The sequence below is a fragment of the Halobaculum rubrum genome (assembly GCF_019880225.1).
Taxonomy (GTDB): Archaea; Halobacteriota; Halobacteria; order Halobacteriales; family Haloferacaceae; genus Halobaculum; species Halobaculum rubrum.
The window spans coordinates 736,553-753,349 of record NZ_CP082284.1 but is presented as its reverse complement, the minus strand read 5'-3'; the positions used below and the strand labels follow the sequence as shown (position 1 = coordinate 753,349).

The window sequence follows — 16,797 nt, the reverse complement described above, 5'->3', positions numbered from 1 at the left end:
CCCCGGATTATCAGAACGGATCATCGGGCCGCGGTGGGTGCCGCGCTCGCGTGCGTGCCCCGAACGTGTCCGGACGGGGGCCGCCCCGATCCCGTCCTCCACTCCACGGTCGCCGACCCGCGACGGTCGCGCGGGGTCGGGAAGCGGCGCGCCGGAATACCAAACCATTACTCTGCCCCGACCGACCTCGGAGACATGACGCTTCGGAAGCCGCCCCTCCGCGAGGTCCACGCCGAGCGCGACGCGAAGTTCACCGAGTTCGGCGGGTGGGACATGCCCGTGGAGTTCGACTCGATCCGCGCCGAGCACGCGGCGGTGCGCGAGTCGGCCGGCGTCTTCGACGTCTCGCACATGGGCGAGGTCGAGGTCGCCGGCCCCGACGCGACGACCCTCCTGGACCGCCTCACGACCAACGACGTAACCAGCCTTTCGCCGGGCGACGCCCAGTACGCCGCGATCACCCGTGAGGACGGCGTCATGCTGGACGACACCGTCGTCTACCGACTCCCTGACGAGGAGCGGACGGGCGACGATGCCGACGGCGCCGTCGACGCGGACGCCGGCCCCGTCGACGCGGACGCCGGACCCGTCGACGCGGACGGGGACGACGCCGGCGAGCGCGACAGTCACGAGACGGTCCCCGCGTACCTGTTCATCCCGAACGCGGGCCACGACGCACAGATGCACGAGCGGTGGGTCGACCACCGCGACGAGTGGGGCCTCGACTGCGAGGTGCGCAACGTCACCGAGGACTGGGCGATGTTCGCGGTACAGGGTCCCGACGCGCCCGACCTCGTCGCGGACGCGGTAGACGACGGCGGGCCGGACGTGCGTGACCTCTCGCGGTTCTCGGCGACGTTCGCGCCCCTCGCCGGCGCGGACTGTTGGGTCGCACGCACGGGCTACACCGGGGAGGACGGCTTCGAGGTGTTGTGTCCGTGGACGGACGCCGAGGCGGTGTGGGAGCTGTTCGCCGCCGACGCGACGCCGTGCGGCCTCGGTGCGCGCGACACCCTGCGCATCGAGGAGGGGTTCCTCCTCTCGGGGCAGGACTTCGACCCGGAGGACGAGCCGCGGACGCCCTACGAGGCCGACATCGGCTTCGCGGTCGATCTGGACGCCGAGTTCGTCGGGCGCGACGCGCTCGCCGCGCAGGCGGAGGCGGGCGTCGAGGACACGTTCGTCGGCATCGAGCTGCTCGATCGGGGGGTCCCGCGCCACGGCTACGACGTGACCAACGAGGACGGACACGTCGTCGGGACGGTCACCTCGGGAACGATGAGCCCGAGCCTCGACAAGCCGATCGCGCTCGGGTATCTCCCGGTCGATCTCACCGACCCCGGGACCGAGGTCAGGGTGGTGGTTCGCGGGCGCGAGAAGCGCGCGAAGGTCGTCGCGGTCCCGTTCGAGTAGCGCGCCGGTTCGGATACACCCAAGTACCCCCGTCCCGGCAACTCCGATAGACGATGAGCTTCGACGTTCCCGACGACCTTCGCTACCGCGAGTCACACGAGTGGATCGACCCGGAGACGGGCCGCGTCGGCATCTCCGAGTTCGCACAGGACGAACTGGGCGACGTGGTCTTCGTCGAACTGCCGAGCGAGGGCGACGCCGTGGCGGCGGGCGCCGAGTTCGGCGTCGTCGAATCGATCAAGGCCGTCTCCGACCTGTACGCGCCGGTCTCCGGCGACGTGGTCGCGGTCAACGAGGAACTGTTCGACGCGCCCGAACTGGTCAACGACGACCCCTTCGGCGACGGCTGGATGCTCGAACTCGACGTCGAGGAGGGAGACCTCGACGACCTCCTCTCGGCCGACGAGTACCGCGACCAGATCGCCTGACGACCGGTCGCCGAAACCGACGACCGGCCGCCGAAACCGACGGCGGTCACTCCGGTCGGCGCCGGATCGCTACAATCGTCGTTTTCGTCTCCGGATACTTCTTGCCGATCTGTCGTGTATCGTCGGCCATGCCACTCGACCGCCGGTCGTTCCTCGCGACGACGGCGACGCTTGCGGCGACGGCCACCGGCGGCTGCACCGGCTGTGCGGCCTCCCCGACCGCCTCCCTCCGCATGACCGCCGAGGACGACGCCGGCCTCGCGCGCGAGGCGCTGTACACCTTCGGCGACAGCGGTACCGAGGGTGGGGCCGACCCGGAGCCCAGCGACGACCTCGCGGTCCGCGTCGTCGATGAGGATCCCGTAACGACCGAGGACACCCATGCTCCCCTCCCGACCGACCGGCCGGTCGTCGTGAACGACGGCGTGTACCGGTTCGCCGCGGAGACGGTCGACTCCCGCGAACTGCGCTCGTTCTCCGTGACGATCAACCCGATCCGGGTCGACGAGGGCGAGGAGACGCCCGGGCCGAACGACCGGATCCGGTACGGGGACCTTCCGGAGGTGGACAGGGCGGTGCTCGCCGAGCGCGGCTACGACGACGAGCGACCGATCGGGATCGGAACCAGTCTCTCGTATCGTCCCGAGGCAGTCGAGGAGTCGGTGCTCGTCCCCGAGCTCGAGTACCCGGTCGTCGTCTGGCCGGACGGACCGGCCCGCTTCGAGGTCGACGGCGCGTCCACGTACACCGTCTACACCTACGAGTTGACGGCCGAGCGCGTCGCGTCAGCGGCCGCGTTCGGCGCGGACCTCCGCGAGCGGTTCGGCTTCTCGCTGGCGGTGCTCCCCCGCGAGGAGCGGGAGATCCTCGATGCCGCGATCGATCCCGAGACGCCGGCGCCCGACGGCGACGACTACTCGGGGTACCACGTCGCCAGCGACGAGGAGCCGAGCGAGGCGCTCCGATCGCTCGTGGATCGGTTCCGCGAGCGCGACCCGGTCGTCCTCGAGTGGGAGCACGACCCCGAGTCGCGGCGCGCCAGCGGCGAGTACGTCGTCCGCTACGACGGGACGGTGTACTGGGCGTCGTTGCAGGTGGACGAGTCGGCGTTCACCGAGACGCCGACGACGGAGGGGTAGGGACTCGCGTCCTCGTCAGGTCCACCGGGCGAGCAGGAACCGCTCGGCCGCCTCCCGCCCCTGTTCGTCCACCCAGTCCTCGGCGGCGGGCTTCGCGCAGCCGCGCGCCTCCATCACGCCCGCGACGAGATCCGCGTACGGTCGCGGCGACACCGTCGCCTCGTCGTCGACGTCGAGTGGGTCGGTCTTGGGCGGGTCGACCGGATCGGTCACGCCGTCGCTCGGCGCCGCCGACGGATACGTCTCACGCTCGCCCCGACAGCCGGCCGCACCGCCCGGGAGCGAACGACTCTTGGTGGGCGCGCCGTAGGCATATCTATGGACAGACGCGGATACGCGGCGGCGGTCAACCCACACGGACGTGTCGGGGTGGTCACCCGATGAGCGGACGGTCCGCGGGAACGGGCGGGTCGCCGTTCGCGCCCCACACCGCCGACGAGACGGCGGCGATGCTCGACGCGCTCGGCGTCGACGACGAGGCCGAGCTGTTCGACATCCCCGAGACGGTCGCCTTCGACGGGGAGTTCGGCATTCCCCAGCGCGACGAGCGCACCGTCAGAGCGGACCTTCGGGAGACGTTCGAACGCAACGACGACCTCACCGAGTTCCTCGGTCGGGGCCACTACTCGCATTACGTCCCGGCGGTCGTCGACGACCTCTCCTCGCGCTCCGAGTTCCTCACCAGCTACACGCAGTACCAGCCGGAGATCACGCAAGGGTTCCTGCAGGCGCTGTTCGAGTACCAGTCGATCCTCGTCGAGTTGACGGGGCTGCCGGTCGCGAACTGCTCGATGTACGACGCCGCGGCCGCGCTCGCGGAGGCGGCGCTGTTGGCCGATCGCGTCCGCTCGACGACCGGATCGACCGTGCTCGTTCCAGAGGACCTGCGCGACGGCAAGCGCGGCACCCTCGACAACTACGTCGACGGCTCGGATCTGACCGTCGAGACGTACCCCTACGCCGACAACACCGCGGACCTCGACGCGCTCGCGAGCGCGGTCGACGAGGACACCGCGTTCGTGTACGCCGAGACGCCGACCGTGACGGGCGCTATCGAGCCCGAACTGGCGGCGATCGGCGACCTCGCGGACGAGCACGACGCGCTGTTTTGCGTCGGATCGGACCCGGTCGCGCTGTCGCTGCTGGAGGAACCGGCGGCGGTCGGCGCCGACGTGGTCGTCGGCGAGGCCGGCGCCCTCGGACTCCCCGCGAGCTACGGGATGGGGCTCGGGCTGTTCGCCTGTTCGGAGGAGTTCCTTCGGCAGGTACCCGGCCGCCTCGTCGGAAAGAGCGAGGACGCCGACGACCGCCGGGCGTTCACGCTGACGCTGCAGACGCGCGAGCAGCACATCCGGAAGGAACGCGCCACCTCGAACATCTGCACGAACCAGGCGTGGGTGGCGCTCCGGGCGGCGATGCACGCGGCCTACCTCGGCCCGGAGGGGCTCGTCGCCCTCGCCGAGGACTGCGTCCGCGACGCGGCGTCGGTGGCGGCCTCCCTCGACGCGCTCGACGGCGTCGAGGCGCCACTCGACGACCGGCACCACTTCCGCGAGTTCACCGTCGGCGTCGACGACGCCCCGGGCGTCGCCGCCGGGCTGGAGGAGCGTGGCTTCGCGGTTCACGTCCTCGACGACGAGACGCTGCAGGTGTGCGTGACCGACCTGAACGCCGACGCGGCCGACGATCTGGTCGCCGCGGTCGCGGAGGTGGTACGATGAACTACGTCGGACGTAGTCCGACGAGCTCACCCTCACCACAGGGGTGGTTCGCGTGAACTATGACCAGGCTCGCTACGGCGACGAGACGCGCAACGAGTCGCTCCTCTCGGAGAAGGACTCCACCGAGGTCGACCCCGGCGAGGGGTCCGCGCTCCCGGACGACCTGACGCGTGACTCGCTGGAGCTCCCCGGCCTCTCGGAGCCGGAGCTGGCGCGCCACTACACCCGGCTGTCGCAGATGAACTGGAGCGTCGAGGCGGGGCCGTACCCGCTGGGGTCGTGCACGATGAAGTACAACCCCTCGTTCGCGGACGCCGTCGCCGCCGACCCGAACGCGGCGGTCCACCCCGACCGCGACCCCGAAACCGTGCAGGGGAACCTGGAACTCCTCCACGGCCTGCAGGAGTACCTCGCGACCATCGGCGGGATGGACGCGGTGACGCTCCAGCCGCCCGCGGGCGCCGCCGGCGAGTTCACCGGCATCGCCGTCGCGAAGGCGTACCACGAGCACCACGGCAACGACAAGTCCGAGGTGATCATCCCGGCGTCGGCCCACGGCACCAACTTCGCCACCGCGGCGATGGCCGGCTACGACGTGGTCGAGCTCCCCTCCGGCGAGGACGGCCGCGTCGACGTGGAGGCGCTGGAGGCGGCCGTCTCCGAGGACACCGCCGCGCTCATGCTCACCAACCCCAACACGGTGGGGCTGTTCGAGCGCGACATCACCGAGATCGCCGAGATGGTCCACGACGCCGGCGGGCTACTGTACTACGACGGCGCGAACCTCAACGCGCTGCTCGGGCGCGCCCGCCCGGGGGACATGGGCTTCGACATCATGCACTACAACGTCCACAAGACGTTCGCCACGCCCCACGGCGGCGGCGGCCCCGGCGCGGGGCCGGTCGGCGTCGTCGACGAGTTGGCGGCGTTCCTGCCGCGCCCGCGGGTCCGGACGGTCGGCGAGGCGGGAAGCGCCGGCGACACTGCCGCCGCCGCCGACGGCGGCGCGCTGGCCGGACACGATCACGGCCACGCGAACGACGCGACGGCGGACGACGAGTACGAGCTGTTCGACCCCGAACACAGTATCGGGAAGGTCCACGGCTTCTCGGGCAACTGGCTCGTGTTGATCCGGGCGTACGCGTACATCCGTCGGCTGGGCGACGAGGGGCTGCTCGACGCCTCCGCGAAGGCGACGCTGAACGCGAACTACCTGGCCAGCCTGCTCGACATGGAGGTTCCGTACGGCCCGTTCCACCACGAGTTCGCCGCGACCGCGGGCGACCGCGACGCCGCCGACGTGGCGAAGGGGATGCTCGATTACGGCGTTCACCCGCCGACGACGAAGTGGCCCGAGATGGTGCCCGAGGCGATGCTGACCGAGCCGACGGAGGTCGAGAACAGGCGCTCGCTGGAGAACCTGGCGAACGCGTTCAACGAGGCGTTCGCCGACAGCGACGAGGAACTGCACGCGGCGCCGACGAGGACCGCGTCGCGACGGGTCGACCAGACCTCCGCGGCGCGGACCCCGCGGCTCTCCTGGCACGCGCTGGGCACGGACGAGTAGTTCCGGTCGCGCCGCTGTCTGTTTTGTCGGGTCGTTCGAGTTCACTCCGTCGACGCCGGTCGAAGTCCGAGCAGCCGCCGTGTCACCGAACGGTCGCAACGCTCGTCCGTTGCTGTGTACGCGAAAATCGAAGTAACCGTTCACCGTCGCCCGGAGGCGACGAGTAACCCGGCTTAGTTGCGGACGACGTTCGTCGCGCGCGGGCCCTTCGGGGCCTGTTCGATGTCGAACTCTATCTCCTCACCCTCCGTCAGATCCGGACCGCCAACGTCCTCCATGTGGAAGAACACGTCGTCGTCCTCGTCCTCGGTAGAAATGAAACCGTAGCCGCCAGTGTCGTTGAAGAAATCAACCTTTCCGTTTGCCATTGCAAATATACGTACGACCGTCCGCGGCATAACCCTTCCGAGAGTCGTGGTACCACGGGAGTTCGGTTCGATCCGACTCGACCGGATTCAATCCGATCACTCCTCTCCCGCCCGTTGCGCCCTCACCTCCGGGAAGTAGCGCCCGTGGAAGTCGAAGGGGACGGCGTGCGGGAGTCGCGCCCTGGCCCGCTCCGTGAACGATTCGCCGTCCAGTATCACCAGCGACGACGCGTCGGAACCCGCCTCCAGCGTCACCACGAGCACGACGCCGTCGTCCTCGGCGTCGCCCGCGGGGTTCGGCACGAAGATCGGCTCGCCGAAGTAGCCGCCGTCGCCGAACTCGACCGTCTCGCCGGTTTCCGTGTCCAGTTTCAGGACCCCCCTTGCCCACTCGTTCACGGGCCGGTCGGTGCGCATCGCGTAGACGTAGCGGTGGCGCCGGCACCACCGCGCGGGCGACACCGTCGGCAGCGCCGTGCCGCCGTCGTACAGCGTCTCGCGGCTCACGCTCGCGTCGCCGGCGCGGTAGCGCCCCGTCCCGGTCGCGCTCCCGAGGTCGACGACGAAGCGGTCCACCTGCGCGCCGAGGGCGCCGAAACTCCCCGCGCGGAGCCGGTCGAGGTACAGCGAGTCGATGGCCGTCGCGTCCGGGACCGTCTCCAGATCGAAGACGACCTCCCGGCCGCCGTCGCGCTCGAAGGCGTTCACGTGGTGGAAGCCGAAGACGGCGTCCGTCACCGGGTCGGCGACCACCTCGCCGGTGGTGCGCTCCAGCACGATCACCCGCGTTCCGCGGTCGGGCTCCCACTCGAACTGCTCGATGAACGGCGCCTGCCTGCCGGGTTTGAACAGCCGGAGGGGGTCGAGCCGGAGCGGGAACTCCGCGATCACGACGTACCGCGGCGTGAGCGCGAAGCTGTGGAGGTACGCCGGCTTCTCCGTCTCGACGCTGCCGACGTGGCGACGCTCGCCGTCGGGCGTCAACGCGTGGACGTGGTACCGGCTCGTGCGTCCGAACGCCGTCTCGACGTTGACGAGGGTGCCGGTCGCCGGGTCGCGCTTGAGGTGCGCGCAGGCCAGTTGGCCCGTCGGCGCGTCCCCCTCGTACTCGTCGTGCCCGAGGACGTCGAGAGAGTTCGGGTCGACCCGGACCCGCCGGGGCGACTCGGTGAGCGCGAGGTAGTCGTCGCCGACGCGCTCGGCCACGATGTTCGTGTTGTCGTACGGCTCCCGGAGGAAGGTGAGCAGGCGCGAGCGCAGGGTCGTCTCGCCGGTCGCGAAGCCGCCGTCGAACGCGCCCGCACGGGCGGCCTCGTAGGCGTCGGTGCGGAGGAAGCGGTTGCGGTAGTGGACCGCGTCGCCGTCGACGCGTCCGGCGCCGCCGGCGTCCTCGTCGGCGACGCCTCCGCCCCGGTTGCCGGGGTCGAACGTGAACCGATACAGCATCGCCAACCCGTCGAACCAGTGGTCCACGGCGCTGCCGTCGGGGAACGAGAACGCGCCCGGGCCGTTCCGGATCAGGCTGCCCACGAGCCAGTCGGGGATCGAGCCCTCGACCGGGAGCGTCTCGACGGTCTCCTCGTGGAGCGAGTGGAAGCCGGGATGAGCGGTCACGGTTCCGAGAGGCACGCGAGCGGCTAATCGGTGTCGGCGACCGGAACCGATCGCGACAGTCGACGGTCCGCCGTCGACCGTCTCAGCGGACGACTCTCAGCGGACGACCGTCACCGGAACCGGCGACCGTCGCGTCACCTTCTCGGCGACGCTGCCCATGAGCATCCGGGAGATCCCCCTCCGGCCGTGGCTCCCCATCACCACCTGGTCGATGTCGTCGCCCTCGTCCTCGAGGTACTCGAGGATGGACTTCGCGGGCCCGCCGACGAGTCGGACCGTCTCCACGGCGACGCCGCGGTCGCGGGCGCGCTCGGCGGACGACTCCAGCAGTTCGTCGCTCGCGTCCTTCGCCGACTCCTCCAACTCCTTCGAGTAGTACGGGTCCATCCCCTCGCCGTCGCCGGCGGACACCCACCGGGTGGGGTCGACGACGTTGACGAGGACGAGCGTCGCCCCTTCATGAACCTCCAGCGCGTGATCGAGGGCCTCCGTGGACTGCTCGGACTGATCGAGCGGAACCAGTACGCGTCGTGACATAGTTGCGACCACACGGGGCGGGAACTCGGGCGTTTCGGTCACCGGAGGCTCGCCGACCCGAAACTGCCCCGCGCCGTTCGGTCACGCCACGCCGGCGACGGCGGCCACGACGGCGGCGAGCCCGACTCCGCCGCCCGAGAGCAGGGTGTTGGCGGCGACGAACAGCGCGGCCCGGCTCCGGTGGCCCCGCTCCCACAACTGCACCGTCGACACCGAGAACGACGAGAAGGTGGTAAACGCGCCGCAGGCGCCGGTTCCCGCCAGCAGCAGCGCGTCGCCGCCGACGGGCCAGAAGACGAGCAGCCCGAGCAGGAAACTCCCGAGGACGTTCACCGTCAGCGTCCCCAGCGGGAACTCCTCGCGGTCGACCGCCGACCCGAGCAGGTGGCGCGCGACGGCCCCGACCGCGCCGCCGACCGCGACGAGCGCGGGGTCGAATACGCCCGCGAGCGGTGCTGCGGACACGAGCGGGGCGGCGGCGGCGGTCGCGACGCTCACGCTCCCACCTCCCGGTCGTCCCGCGGATCGACGCGGGCGGCGAGGTCGCGCCCCAGGAGCGCGGCCGCGAAGCCGAGCCCGTAGCTGGCGAGGAGGTACGCGACGCCGACGAGCGGCTCCGCCCGAGCGGTTTCGACGACGAAGGTGCTGTAGGTGGTGTACGAGGAGAGCACCCCCGTCGCGAGCAGCGTCCGCGTGCGGTCGCCCAGCCGGTCGGTGCGAAGCGCCTCGTACAGCAGGAACCCGAGCAGCAGGCTGCCCGAAACGTTCGCCGCGAGCGTCCCCCGGAGCCCGGGAAGCGCCGTCCCGACCGCGTGACGCGCCGATGCGCCGACGGCGCCGCCGCCCGCAACGAGCGCGAGCGTGAGCGCGAACGCCCGGAGATCCCGCGACATACGCGGGTCCTCTCGGGTGGATCGTATCCGACTGTCGATCGTCGCGCGACGCCGTGCCAACTAATACCAATTAAGGAGTCCCCATGCGTAGAAACCCGTTATAGAATATTATCATTATAGTTCGTTACATTTATTGTATCCTCCCGACTGAACACAGGTGAGGCGACACAGCATGGGTGTACACGACCACAAATCCGCCCCAGGACATGCACAGGCTACGCCGACCGACCGCGACCCACCGACGCCACCCACACCACCCGAACGACCCACCCCATGACGTTCAACCCGAACCCCAAGACCGACCTCGACGAGATCGACGACCGTGAACTGAGCCTGTTCCCCACGGAGGGCGACGACCGATGAGCCGTCGCGCCATCCGCCCCACAACCGGCACCCGACCGTCCGAGGAGACGGACGCGCCGCTGGTCCCGGACCTGGGGACGCGAACGGGCCGCACCGCCACGACGACCGACACCGCCGACGCCGCAGACACCCGACGCGACCGCGCCGAGCGCCGCCGTCGCCGCGACCCGTTCGAGATCGCGCTCATGGAGGATTCCGAATAATGCACCCCTCAGAACTCGACCAGGACGTCTTCACGAAGGACATCGACAACCCGCAGGGCGCGAAACTGCGCGAGATGCTCGACGAGCAGGACTACGTGTTCGCCCCCGGGGTGTACCACGCGCTCGACGCCCGGCTCGCGGAGATGGCCGACCTCGACGCCGCGTACATGTCCGGCTACTCGACGGTCCTCGGGCAGTTCGGCTTCCCGGACCTGGAGATGGTGACGATGACCGAGATGGTCGAGAACGCCAAGCGGATGGTCGAGGCGACGAACCTCCCGGTCATCGCCGACTGCGACACCGGCTACGGCGGCACCCACAACGTTCGGCGCGCCGTCCGCGAGTACGAGAAGGCCGGCGTCGCCGCCGTTCACATCGAGGACCAGACGACGCCCAAGCGCTGCGGTCACATCGCGGGCAAGAAGATCGTCTCCCGCGAGCAGGCCCGCTCGCGCTTCGAGGCGGCCGTCGACGCCAAGCAAAGCGAGGACACGATCGTCATCGCCCGCACCGACGCGTACGGGTCGGCCAACGGCGACTGGGAGGAGCACCTCGAGCGCGGCCGCATCTACGCCGACGCCGGCGTCGACCTGGTCTGGCCGGAGATGCCGGACCCGAGCCGCGAGGACGCCGTCGAGTACGCCGAGACGATCCACGAGACGCACCCCGACCTGGATCTGGCGTTCAACTACTCGTCCTCCTTCGAGTGGGGCGCCGAGGAGGACCCGCTCACGTTCGAGGAGTTGGGCGACCTGGGTTACAAGTACCAGTTCATCACCCTCTACGCGCTGCACTCGGGCGCGCACGCCGTCTACGAGGACATGAAGAACATCGCCGAGAACGACGAGGAGGCGCAGTTCGACCTCGAAGAGCGCTACATCGGCCACGAGACCGAGAGCCACCACGCGCTGTCGTTCGTCGACCGGTATCAGGAGATCGAGACGCAGTTCGACCCCGAGGCGGAGGACCGCATCGAGGAGTCCGAGGGCTTCGCCGAGGACCGCTCGGAGCCGATCACCTCGAACGACGACTGATCGCGGCGCGCTGTCCACCCGTCACCGTTTTTCGCCAGTTCCACCGCACTCCGACCCTCGCCCGCACCGTCGGAACTACGTGGGCCCGGGATCAGACCCGACCGATGACCCACAGCGACGCACCGGCCCGCCGGGACGGCGAAGGGGATATCCCGGACGGGAGTGAGTCGACGGAAGCGACCGTCGAGGACCTGATCGAGGAACTGGAGACGCTGGAGGACGTGGTCGACGACACGGAGGAGCGCCGGAGAGTGCGCGGGGCGATGCGGACCGCCCGCGATCTGGCGACCCCGAAGCCGTCGGTGTTCGGGACGGTCGTCCGCGGCTTCGACCGCGGCGACATCGCGGAGGCGTTCCTCGGGAGCGTGCTGTTCGGGGTCCCGATGCTCGTCGAGGGCGGCACGACGGAGATCGGGGCGTACTTGGGCGCGAATCCCGCGTTCCTCGTCGGGACCGCGCTGGTGACGGTTCTGCTAGTCGTCGGGATCGTCTACGTCGCGGACTTTCAGGACGTGCGGGTCCACCGACCGTTCCTCGGGATCGTTCCCCGTCGACTCGTCGGAGTCCTCGGCGTCGCCGCGTTCACCGCCGTCGTCGGGCTGACCGCGTGGGGACAGATCGACTGGGCGGACCCGACGGTCGCGCTCGGGAGTACGGTCGTGGCGGGGCTCCCGATGGCGGTCGGCGCGGCGCTGGGGGATCTGTTACCGGGATAACGACGGGCGCGTCCTCCGACGCGCGAGGGGGCGCTCGGTTACGCCTCGATAGGGTCCGCGCGGTCGCCGTTGATACGCGTGAGGCCGTAGTCGCACTCGTTGCAGCGCCACTTCGTCTTCTCGCCCAAGTGGATCGTCATCGCGGCGACGCGCCAGAAGTCCCGGTCCTCGCCGCAGCGCGGGCAGGAGAACTCCATCTCGAGGCTCATACCCGTCGTTGTGTGGGCGGAGACTTTCAAGACACCGGTCGCCGTCGGGCCAGCGGGGCGCCCGGGGAACGATAGCCCGAAATCCCCGGCGGTCGACCTCCGCGTATGACCTTCGAAACGACGATCCCGGTCCGCTATCGCGACCTCGACCCGATGGGCCACGTGAACAACGCCGTCTACGCCACCTACTTGGAGGAGGTTCGAACCGCGTTCTTCCGCGAGGAGGTCGGTATCGATCTGGCCGACTCGCGGGCGGCGCTGGCGTCGCTGTCGATCGAGTTCCGGGCGCCGATCGAGGGAATCGGCGCCGTTCGCGCGGTGCTCGACGTGACCGACGTCGGGACGACCAGCCTCACCTTCGGCTACGAACTGCACTACGAGGGGCACCTCGTCGCCGAAGGCGAGACCGTCCAGGTCGCGATCGGCGAGGACGGCCCCGAGCCGCTGCCGGACGCGGTCCGCGCGGCCGCCGAACGGCACGCGGCCGAATGAGCGGCGGTCGCCGCCGCCTCGCGCTCGCGGCGGTAAGCGCAGGAAACTTCAGTCAACTGGGTGCGCGGGTGCTTCTCGGGGCGGTCGTCCCGTTCGTTCTCGTCGATTTCGGGACGACCGAGGCGACGGTCGGGCTGGCGCTCACCGGAATGTGGGCGACGTACGCGCTGTTGCAGTTCCCCAGCGGCGTGCTCGCCGACCGCCTCGGCGAACGACCGGTCGTCCTCGCCGGGATCGTCGGCGCCGGCGTCGGGACCGCGTTGGTGGCGCTGTCGTCGTCGATGTTCGCGTTCGGGGCGGCGACGCTGGTGCTCGGCGCGGGCGCCGGGCTGTTCTTCTCGCCCGGGACCTCGCTGCTGTCGCGACTGTACGACGAGCGCGGCGGCGCGTTGAGCGTGCTCACGGGCGCGGGCGCCGTCGCCGGCGCGGCGTTCCCCGGGATCGGGGGCGTGCTCGCAGACCGGTACGGCTGGGAGGTCGCCGTCGGCGCGGGCGCCGGCGTCGCGGTCCCGGCGGCCGTCGCGACGCTGCTGTTCGTCCCGTCGCTCGCGCCGGCCAACCCCGATCGCGACCTCCGGGCGGCCGTCGACCCGGGACGGATCGCCGACGTGCTCGCCCGTCCGCCGCTTGCGTACACGACCGCGATAGCCGTGCTGTGCGGGTTCACCTTTCAGGCCGTCTCGTCGTTCCTGCCGACGTTTCTCGTCGCGCACCGCGACCTCGCGCCGTCGACGGCGGCGACCGCCTTCGGGGCGGTGTTCGCGATCAGCGCGGTCGCCCAGCCGGTGAACGGCCGGGTGTCGGACGCGCTCTCCCGGGACGCCGCCGTCGCGATCAGCGTCACGCTCGCGAGCGCCGGCATCGCGACGCTGGTGCTCGCGCCCGGAGTCGTCGGCACCGTCGCCGGCGTCGCGGTGCTCGGTGCCGGGATCTCCTGGCCCGGCCCGATCCAGGCGCGGTTCATGGACCGGCTGACGGACGCCGAGCGCGGATACGCCTTCGGTCTACTGCGAACCGTGTACATGCTCCTCGCCGCCTCCGGGTCGGTCGTCACCGGCGCCGTCGCGAGCGCGGCCGGATGGCCGGCGGCCTACGGTCTCGTCGTCGCGCTGCTGGCGACGTGTCTCGCGCTGCTCGGCGCGAACCGGGCGCTCGGGCTCGATCTGTGATCGTGACAGGACATCCCGCGAGAGTCGTTGTCCCTTCCTTGTGTGTGATACGGGCGTGGCGGCACGGAGACCTCGCCGTTCACGAGACCTGCGGTCTCGTGAGCGGACACATCGCGCCGCGATTTGTGAACGCCGTCCACCGTGGCCTCAGTCGCTCGCTTCGCTCGCTCCTTCGTCCACGCCCTTCGTGGGCGGCTCGGCACGAAGACCTCGCCGCCGTCCACCGTGGCCTCAGTCGCTCGCTTCGCTCGCTCCTTCGTCCACGCCCTTCGTGGGCGGCTCGGCACGAAGACCTCGCCGCCGTCCACCGGCCTCAGTCGCTCGCTTCGCTCGCTCCTTCGTCCACGCCCTTCGTGGGCGGCTCGGCACGAAGACCTCGCCGCCGTCCACCGTGGCCTCAGTCGCTCGCTTCGCTCGCTCCTTCGTCCACGCCCGGATCGTGGCTCTCGAACCACTCCGTCAACTCCTCGATGCGATGCGTCGCCCGCTCGGGTGTCCCGATGTTGTGGTGTTCGTCCGGGTAGATCACGAGCTTCGCGTCGACGCCCCGCTTGCGGACGCTGACGTACAGCTGTTCGGCCTGCGTCGGCGGACACCGCCAGTCCTCCTCGCCCGCGGTAACGAGCAGCGGCGTGTCGATCTCGTCGACGCGAGTGATCGAGGAGATATCGCGGTACAGCGCCTCGTTCTCCCACGGCATCCCGAACTCCCACTGGTGCCAGTTGTGGTTGTCGTCGGTCCCGAAGTTGCTGTAGAAGTCGTAGATGCCGTGTTCGGGCGCGGCGGCGGCGAACATGTCCGTCCGTGTGACGACGTGCGCGGTCGTGATCCCGCCGTAGCTGAAGCCCGTGCAGAACAGGCGGTCGGGGTCGGCGACCCCCTCGTCGACGAGGTGCTCCATCGCCGCGATCACGTCGTCGGACTCCAACTCCCCGCGGCTCCCCTTCAGCGACTCCGAGAACGCGCGGCCGTAGGAGGTCGACCCGCGGTAGTTGGGCTTCGCAACGACGTACCCCCTGCTCGTCCAGTAGTTCAGCGTGAAGCGGTATGCGGGCGCGTCGTAGCTCATCGGCCCGCCGTGGATCGAGCAGATCGCGGGCGCCGGGTCGTCCGCGTCGGCGTCGAAGTCGCTCGGGTAGTAGACGACCGCCTCGATCTCCTCCCCGTCGCTGTTCTCGTAGGCGACGACCTCGCAGTCGGGCAGCGCGTCGGCGCGCTCGTCGAGCCAGTCGTCGTTGAGCGCCGAGAGGCGCCTCGTCGGGCCGCCGGCGTCGTCCTCGCGCAACTCGGCGCCGGGGACCGCGTACACGTCCGGCGGCTGGTCGGCGCCCGTGAGGCCGAGCGCGACCGTGTCGCCCGCGAGATCGAACGCCGCGATCGTCCGATCGCGGCCCTGGCGGGTGAACGCCCGCCGCGGCTCGCCGTCGACCGGACACACCGCGAGCCGGGTCCACGCCTCGTCGGCGATCGGCACGACGACCGTTTCGCCGTCCAGCCAGCGCGGCGCCCCGTCGCGCGCGAGCGTGCGGTCCAACTCGGCGGAGACGGACTCGAACGCGGCGTCGGCCTCGTCTGGCGCGACGTACGCCTCGTTGGGCTCGTACCAGTTGTCGTAGTTGCTGCCGTCGAACGCGATCCGGTCGCCGTCGGGGGACCACGTCGGGGAAGCACACCGGAGGCTCCCGTCGGTGACGACCCGGCAGTCCGACCCGTCGGGGGCGACCGTGCACACGTCGTAGGCGCCGGAGTCGTCGGGGTCGTCGTCGACGCAGGTGGTGAAGGCGATACGGTCGGTCGGCCCCCACGCGGGCTGGAGCCCGGCGAGCGGCTCGGCCGAGCCGGCGCCGTAGGCGTCGTCGAGGCGGTCGAACGACTCGGCGTCGGCGGCCTCGCCGTCGAGGTCGCCGACGAACAGGTACGTCGTCACGTCGTCGAGCCAGCCGGCGCCGTCGCGCTTGTGCTGGAGGCGGGTCACCTCGATGGGGCCGCCGTCCTCGCGCTGGTCGAGGTACGATTCCTCCTCGTCGGTCGGGTCGCGGGCGGCGACGACGAGACGGTCGCCGTCGGGCGCGAGATCGAACTCCGTGACCCCCCGCTCGAAGGCGGTCAGCTGGCGGGCGTCGCCGCCGCGCGCGAGGTCGAACGCCCACACCTGCTGTTTCGGCTTTTCGTCGCCGTTCTCGCCGTCGGTACCGTTCTCCTCGTCCTCGTCATCCTCGTCGACGTTCGCCTCGTCCGTCTCGTCGTCGCCCTCGTCGGCGCGCCCGCGCGTGCGATCGAGGTCGGCATCGCGGGCGGCGAGAAACGCGAGCGTGTGGCCGTCGGGCCCCCACGTCGGCGACGCCGCGGTGGACGCGCGGGTGAGGCGGTGCGGTTCGCGGCTCCCGTCCGTCGGCGCGACGTACAGCCCCGTCCGCTGTTCGTCGGCAGCGGGATCGGACTCCTGTGCGGTGAACGCGACGCGCTCGCCGTCGGGGGATACCGCTACCTCCGCGAGCAGTCGCAGGTCGTAGTACGACTCGATATCGAGTCCGTGCTGCATACGCGCCGGTGTGGTGACGGGCACTTGACCGTTCGGGAACCAGCGGATTCGGTGGCGGTCGTCCGTTTCGACGACCGCACCGGGAAGCGCGGCCGCCGGCGTGGCAAGCTACTTGCCGCCGGCGACCCACGGTCGGAGCATGTCCGTAACGCTGTACGCGCTGGACGGTTGTCCGTGGTGCGAGAAGGTCCACGACGCGCTCCGGGAGGCCGACGTCGAGTACGAGACCGTCTGGACGGAAGCGCTCCACTCGAAGCGCGACGAGGTCGCCCGCGTCAGCGGGCAACGCGGCGTCCCCGTGCTCGTCGACGACGAGCGCGGCGTGACGATGAACGAGTCGGCGAACATCCTCGAGTACGTCGAGCGAACGCTCGCCTGAGTCCCGATCC

General features: G+C 70.5%; 19 protein-coding genes. 11 read left to right on the top strand and 8 right to left on the bottom strand.

Annotated elements, in window-relative coordinates; all coding sequences use genetic code 11:
- The first annotated feature begins 195 nt into the window (after positions 1 to 195).
- From K6T25_RS03940 to K6T25_RS03930, 3 genes are all read left to right on the top strand, one after another.
- Positions 196 to 1,413, top strand: coding sequence for a glycine cleavage system aminomethyltransferase GcvT (locus tag K6T25_RS03940; RefSeq protein WP_222916668.1), 1,218 nt, complete (start codon positions 196 to 198; stop codon positions 1,411 to 1,413).
- A gap of 53 nt (positions 1,414 to 1,466) precedes the next feature.
- Positions 1,467 to 1,841 (top strand): glycine cleavage system protein GcvH, encoded by a 375-nt coding sequence (gcvH, locus tag K6T25_RS03935; protein ID WP_222916666.1) that lies wholly within the window; start codon positions 1,467 to 1,469, stop codon positions 1,839 to 1,841.
- A gap of 128 nt (positions 1,842 to 1,969) precedes the next feature.
- A complete protein-coding gene (locus K6T25_RS03930; protein ID WP_222916664.1) occupies positions 1,970 to 2,980 on the top strand; it encodes a hypothetical protein in 1,011 nt (336 codons plus the stop codon).
- Between the two features lie 15 nt (positions 2,981 to 2,995).
- Here the strand turns inward: K6T25_RS03930 and K6T25_RS03925 are convergent, their stop codons facing one another.
- The gene (locus K6T25_RS03925) at positions 2,996 to 3,193 is read right to left on the bottom strand and encodes a hypothetical protein (protein WP_222916662.1); all 198 of its coding nucleotides are present in this window, start codon (positions 3,191 to 3,193) and stop codon (positions 2,996 to 2,998) included.
- Between the two features lie 167 nt (positions 3,194 to 3,360).
- On the opposite strand from K6T25_RS03925, the gene gcvPA reads away from it, so the two are divergent.
- Together gcvPA and gcvPB are read left to right on the top strand one after the other, a co-directional pair.
- Positions 3,361 to 4,701, top strand: a complete 1,341-nt coding sequence (gene gcvPA, locus K6T25_RS03920; RefSeq protein WP_222916660.1) for an aminomethyl-transferring glycine dehydrogenase subunit GcvPA — start codon at positions 3,361 to 3,363, stop codon at positions 4,699 to 4,701.
- A gap of 52 nt (positions 4,702 to 4,753) precedes the next feature.
- Positions 4,754 to 6,268, top strand: coding sequence for an aminomethyl-transferring glycine dehydrogenase subunit GcvPB (gene gcvPB / locus K6T25_RS03915; protein WP_222916659.1), 1,515 nt, complete (start codon positions 4,754 to 4,756; stop codon positions 6,266 to 6,268).
- A gap of 173 nt (positions 6,269 to 6,441) precedes the next feature.
- Here the strand turns inward: gcvPB and K6T25_RS03910 are convergent, their stop codons facing one another.
- The 5 genes from K6T25_RS03910 to K6T25_RS03890 all read right to left on the bottom strand — a co-directional run bounded on the left by K6T25_RS03910 (position 6,442) and on the right by K6T25_RS03890 (position 9,680).
- Positions 6,442 to 6,636, bottom strand: coding sequence for a cold-shock protein (locus K6T25_RS03910; protein WP_073306691.1), 195 nt, complete (start codon positions 6,634 to 6,636; stop codon positions 6,442 to 6,444).
- Between the two features lie 96 nt (positions 6,637 to 6,732).
- The gene (locus tag K6T25_RS03905; RefSeq protein ID WP_222916658.1) at positions 6,733 to 8,250 is read right to left on the bottom strand and encodes a carotenoid oxygenase family protein; all 1,518 of its coding nucleotides are present in this window, start codon (positions 8,248 to 8,250) and stop codon (positions 6,733 to 6,735) included.
- A 96-nt stretch (positions 8,251 to 8,346) separates the two neighbouring features.
- A complete protein-coding gene (locus tag K6T25_RS03900) occupies positions 8,347 to 8,787 on the bottom strand; it encodes a universal stress protein (protein ID WP_222916657.1) in 441 nt (146 codons plus the stop codon).
- Between the two features lie 81 nt (positions 8,788 to 8,868).
- Positions 8,869 to 9,252: a fluoride efflux transporter CrcB gene (crcB, locus tag K6T25_RS03895; protein WP_222917837.1), complete on the bottom strand. Its 384-nt coding sequence runs from the start codon at positions 9,250 to 9,252 to the stop codon at positions 8,869 to 8,871.
- A gap of 29 nt (positions 9,253 to 9,281) precedes the next feature.
- Entirely contained in the window at positions 9,282 to 9,680 is a 399-nt protein-coding gene (locus tag K6T25_RS03890; protein ID WP_222916656.1) for a fluoride efflux transporter FluC, read from the bottom strand.
- A 359-nt stretch (positions 9,681 to 10,039) separates the two neighbouring features.
- Here K6T25_RS03890 and K6T25_RS03885 point away from each other — a divergent pair, with 359 nt between their 5' ends.
- From K6T25_RS03885 to K6T25_RS03875, 3 genes are all read left to right on the top strand, one after another.
- On the top strand, positions 10,040 to 10,246 hold the full coding sequence (locus K6T25_RS03885) for a hypothetical protein (protein WP_222916655.1): 207 nt from the start codon (positions 10,040 to 10,042) through the stop codon (positions 10,244 to 10,246).
- Positions 10,246 to 11,280, top strand: coding sequence for an isocitrate lyase (gene aceA / locus K6T25_RS03880; RefSeq protein WP_222916654.1), 1,035 nt, complete (start codon positions 10,246 to 10,248; stop codon positions 11,278 to 11,280). Before K6T25_RS03885 ends, aceA begins: the two co-directional genes overlap by 1 nt.
- Positions 11,281 to 11,384: 104 nt before the next feature.
- A complete protein-coding gene (locus K6T25_RS03875; protein WP_222916653.1) occupies positions 11,385 to 11,996 on the top strand; it encodes a DUF2391 family protein in 612 nt (203 codons plus the stop codon).
- 38 nt (positions 11,997 to 12,034) lie between these two features.
- Here K6T25_RS03875 and K6T25_RS03870 read toward each other — a convergent pair whose 3' ends face one another.
- Positions 12,035 to 12,205, bottom strand: coding sequence for a DUF7838 family putative zinc beta-ribbon protein (locus K6T25_RS03870; protein WP_222916651.1), 171 nt, complete (start codon positions 12,203 to 12,205; stop codon positions 12,035 to 12,037).
- A 105-nt stretch (positions 12,206 to 12,310) separates the two neighbouring features.
- Here K6T25_RS03870 and K6T25_RS03865 point away from each other — a divergent pair, with 105 nt between their 5' ends.
- Together K6T25_RS03865 and K6T25_RS03860 are read left to right on the top strand one after the other, a co-directional pair.
- The gene (locus K6T25_RS03865; RefSeq protein WP_222916649.1) at positions 12,311 to 12,697 is read left to right on the top strand and encodes an acyl-CoA thioesterase; all 387 of its coding nucleotides are present in this window, start codon (positions 12,311 to 12,313) and stop codon (positions 12,695 to 12,697) included.
- Complete coding sequence (locus tag K6T25_RS03860; protein ID WP_222916647.1) at positions 12,694 to 13,866, top strand: MFS transporter; 1,173 nt, start codon at positions 12,694 to 12,696, stop codon at positions 13,864 to 13,866. Before K6T25_RS03865 ends, K6T25_RS03860 begins: the two co-directional genes overlap by 4 nt.
- 397 nt (positions 13,867 to 14,263) lie before the next feature.
- Here K6T25_RS03860 and K6T25_RS03855 read toward each other — a convergent pair whose 3' ends face one another.
- Positions 14,264 to 16,408 carry an alpha/beta hydrolase family protein gene (locus K6T25_RS03855; RefSeq protein ID WP_222916645.1) on the bottom strand — a complete coding sequence of 715 codons (2,145 nt, stop codon included), beginning with the start codon at positions 16,406 to 16,408 and terminating at the stop codon, positions 14,264 to 14,266.
- A gap of 139 nt (positions 16,409 to 16,547) precedes the next feature.
- On the opposite strand from K6T25_RS03855, the gene K6T25_RS03850 reads away from it, so the two are divergent.
- Complete coding sequence (locus tag K6T25_RS03850; RefSeq protein WP_222916643.1) at positions 16,548 to 16,787, top strand: glutaredoxin family protein; 240 nt, start codon at positions 16,548 to 16,550, stop codon at positions 16,785 to 16,787.
- Positions 16,788 to 16,797 lie beyond the last annotated feature (10 nt).

Coding starts and splice junctions, on each gene's coding strand:
- K6T25_RS03940 (WP_222916668.1), top strand. CDS start 196: ATGACGCTTCGGAAGCCGCCCCTCCGCGAGGTCCACGCCGAGCGCGAC.
- gcvH (WP_222916666.1), top strand. CDS start 1,467: ATGAGCTTCGACGTTCCCGACGACCTTCGCTACCGCGAGTCACACGAG.
- K6T25_RS03930 (WP_222916664.1), top strand. CDS start 1,970: ATGCCACTCGACCGCCGGTCGTTCCTCGCGACGACGGCGACGCTTGCG.
- gcvPA (WP_222916660.1), top strand. CDS start 3,361: ATGAGCGGACGGTCCGCGGGAACGGGCGGGTCGCCGTTCGCGCCCCAC.
- K6T25_RS03910 (WP_073306691.1), bottom strand. CDS start 6,636: ATGGCAAACGGAAAGGTTGATTTCTTCAACGACACTGGCGGCTACGGT.
- K6T25_RS03900 (WP_222916657.1), bottom strand. CDS start 8,787: ATGTCACGACGCGTACTGGTTCCGCTCGATCAGTCCGAGCAGTCCACG.
- K6T25_RS03890 (WP_222916656.1), bottom strand. CDS start 9,680: ATGTCGCGGGATCTCCGGGCGTTCGCGCTCACGCTCGCGCTCGTTGCG.
- K6T25_RS03885 (WP_222916655.1), top strand. CDS start 10,040: ATGAGCCGTCGCGCCATCCGCCCCACAACCGGCACCCGACCGTCCGAG.
- aceA (WP_222916654.1), top strand. CDS start 10,246: ATGCACCCCTCAGAACTCGACCAGGACGTCTTCACGAAGGACATCGAC.
- K6T25_RS03875 (WP_222916653.1), top strand. CDS start 11,385: ATGACCCACAGCGACGCACCGGCCCGCCGGGACGGCGAAGGGGATATC.
- K6T25_RS03870 (WP_222916651.1), bottom strand. CDS start 12,205: ATGAGCCTCGAGATGGAGTTCTCCTGCCCGCGCTGCGGCGAGGACCGG.
- K6T25_RS03865 (WP_222916649.1), top strand. CDS start 12,311: ATGACCTTCGAAACGACGATCCCGGTCCGCTATCGCGACCTCGACCCG.
- K6T25_RS03860 (WP_222916647.1), top strand. CDS start 12,694: ATGAGCGGCGGTCGCCGCCGCCTCGCGCTCGCGGCGGTAAGCGCAGGA.
- K6T25_RS03855 (WP_222916645.1), bottom strand. CDS start 16,408: ATGCAGCACGGACTCGATATCGAGTCGTACTACGACCTGCGACTGCTC.
- K6T25_RS03850 (WP_222916643.1), top strand. CDS start 16,548: ATGTCCGTAACGCTGTACGCGCTGGACGGTTGTCCGTGGTGCGAGAAG.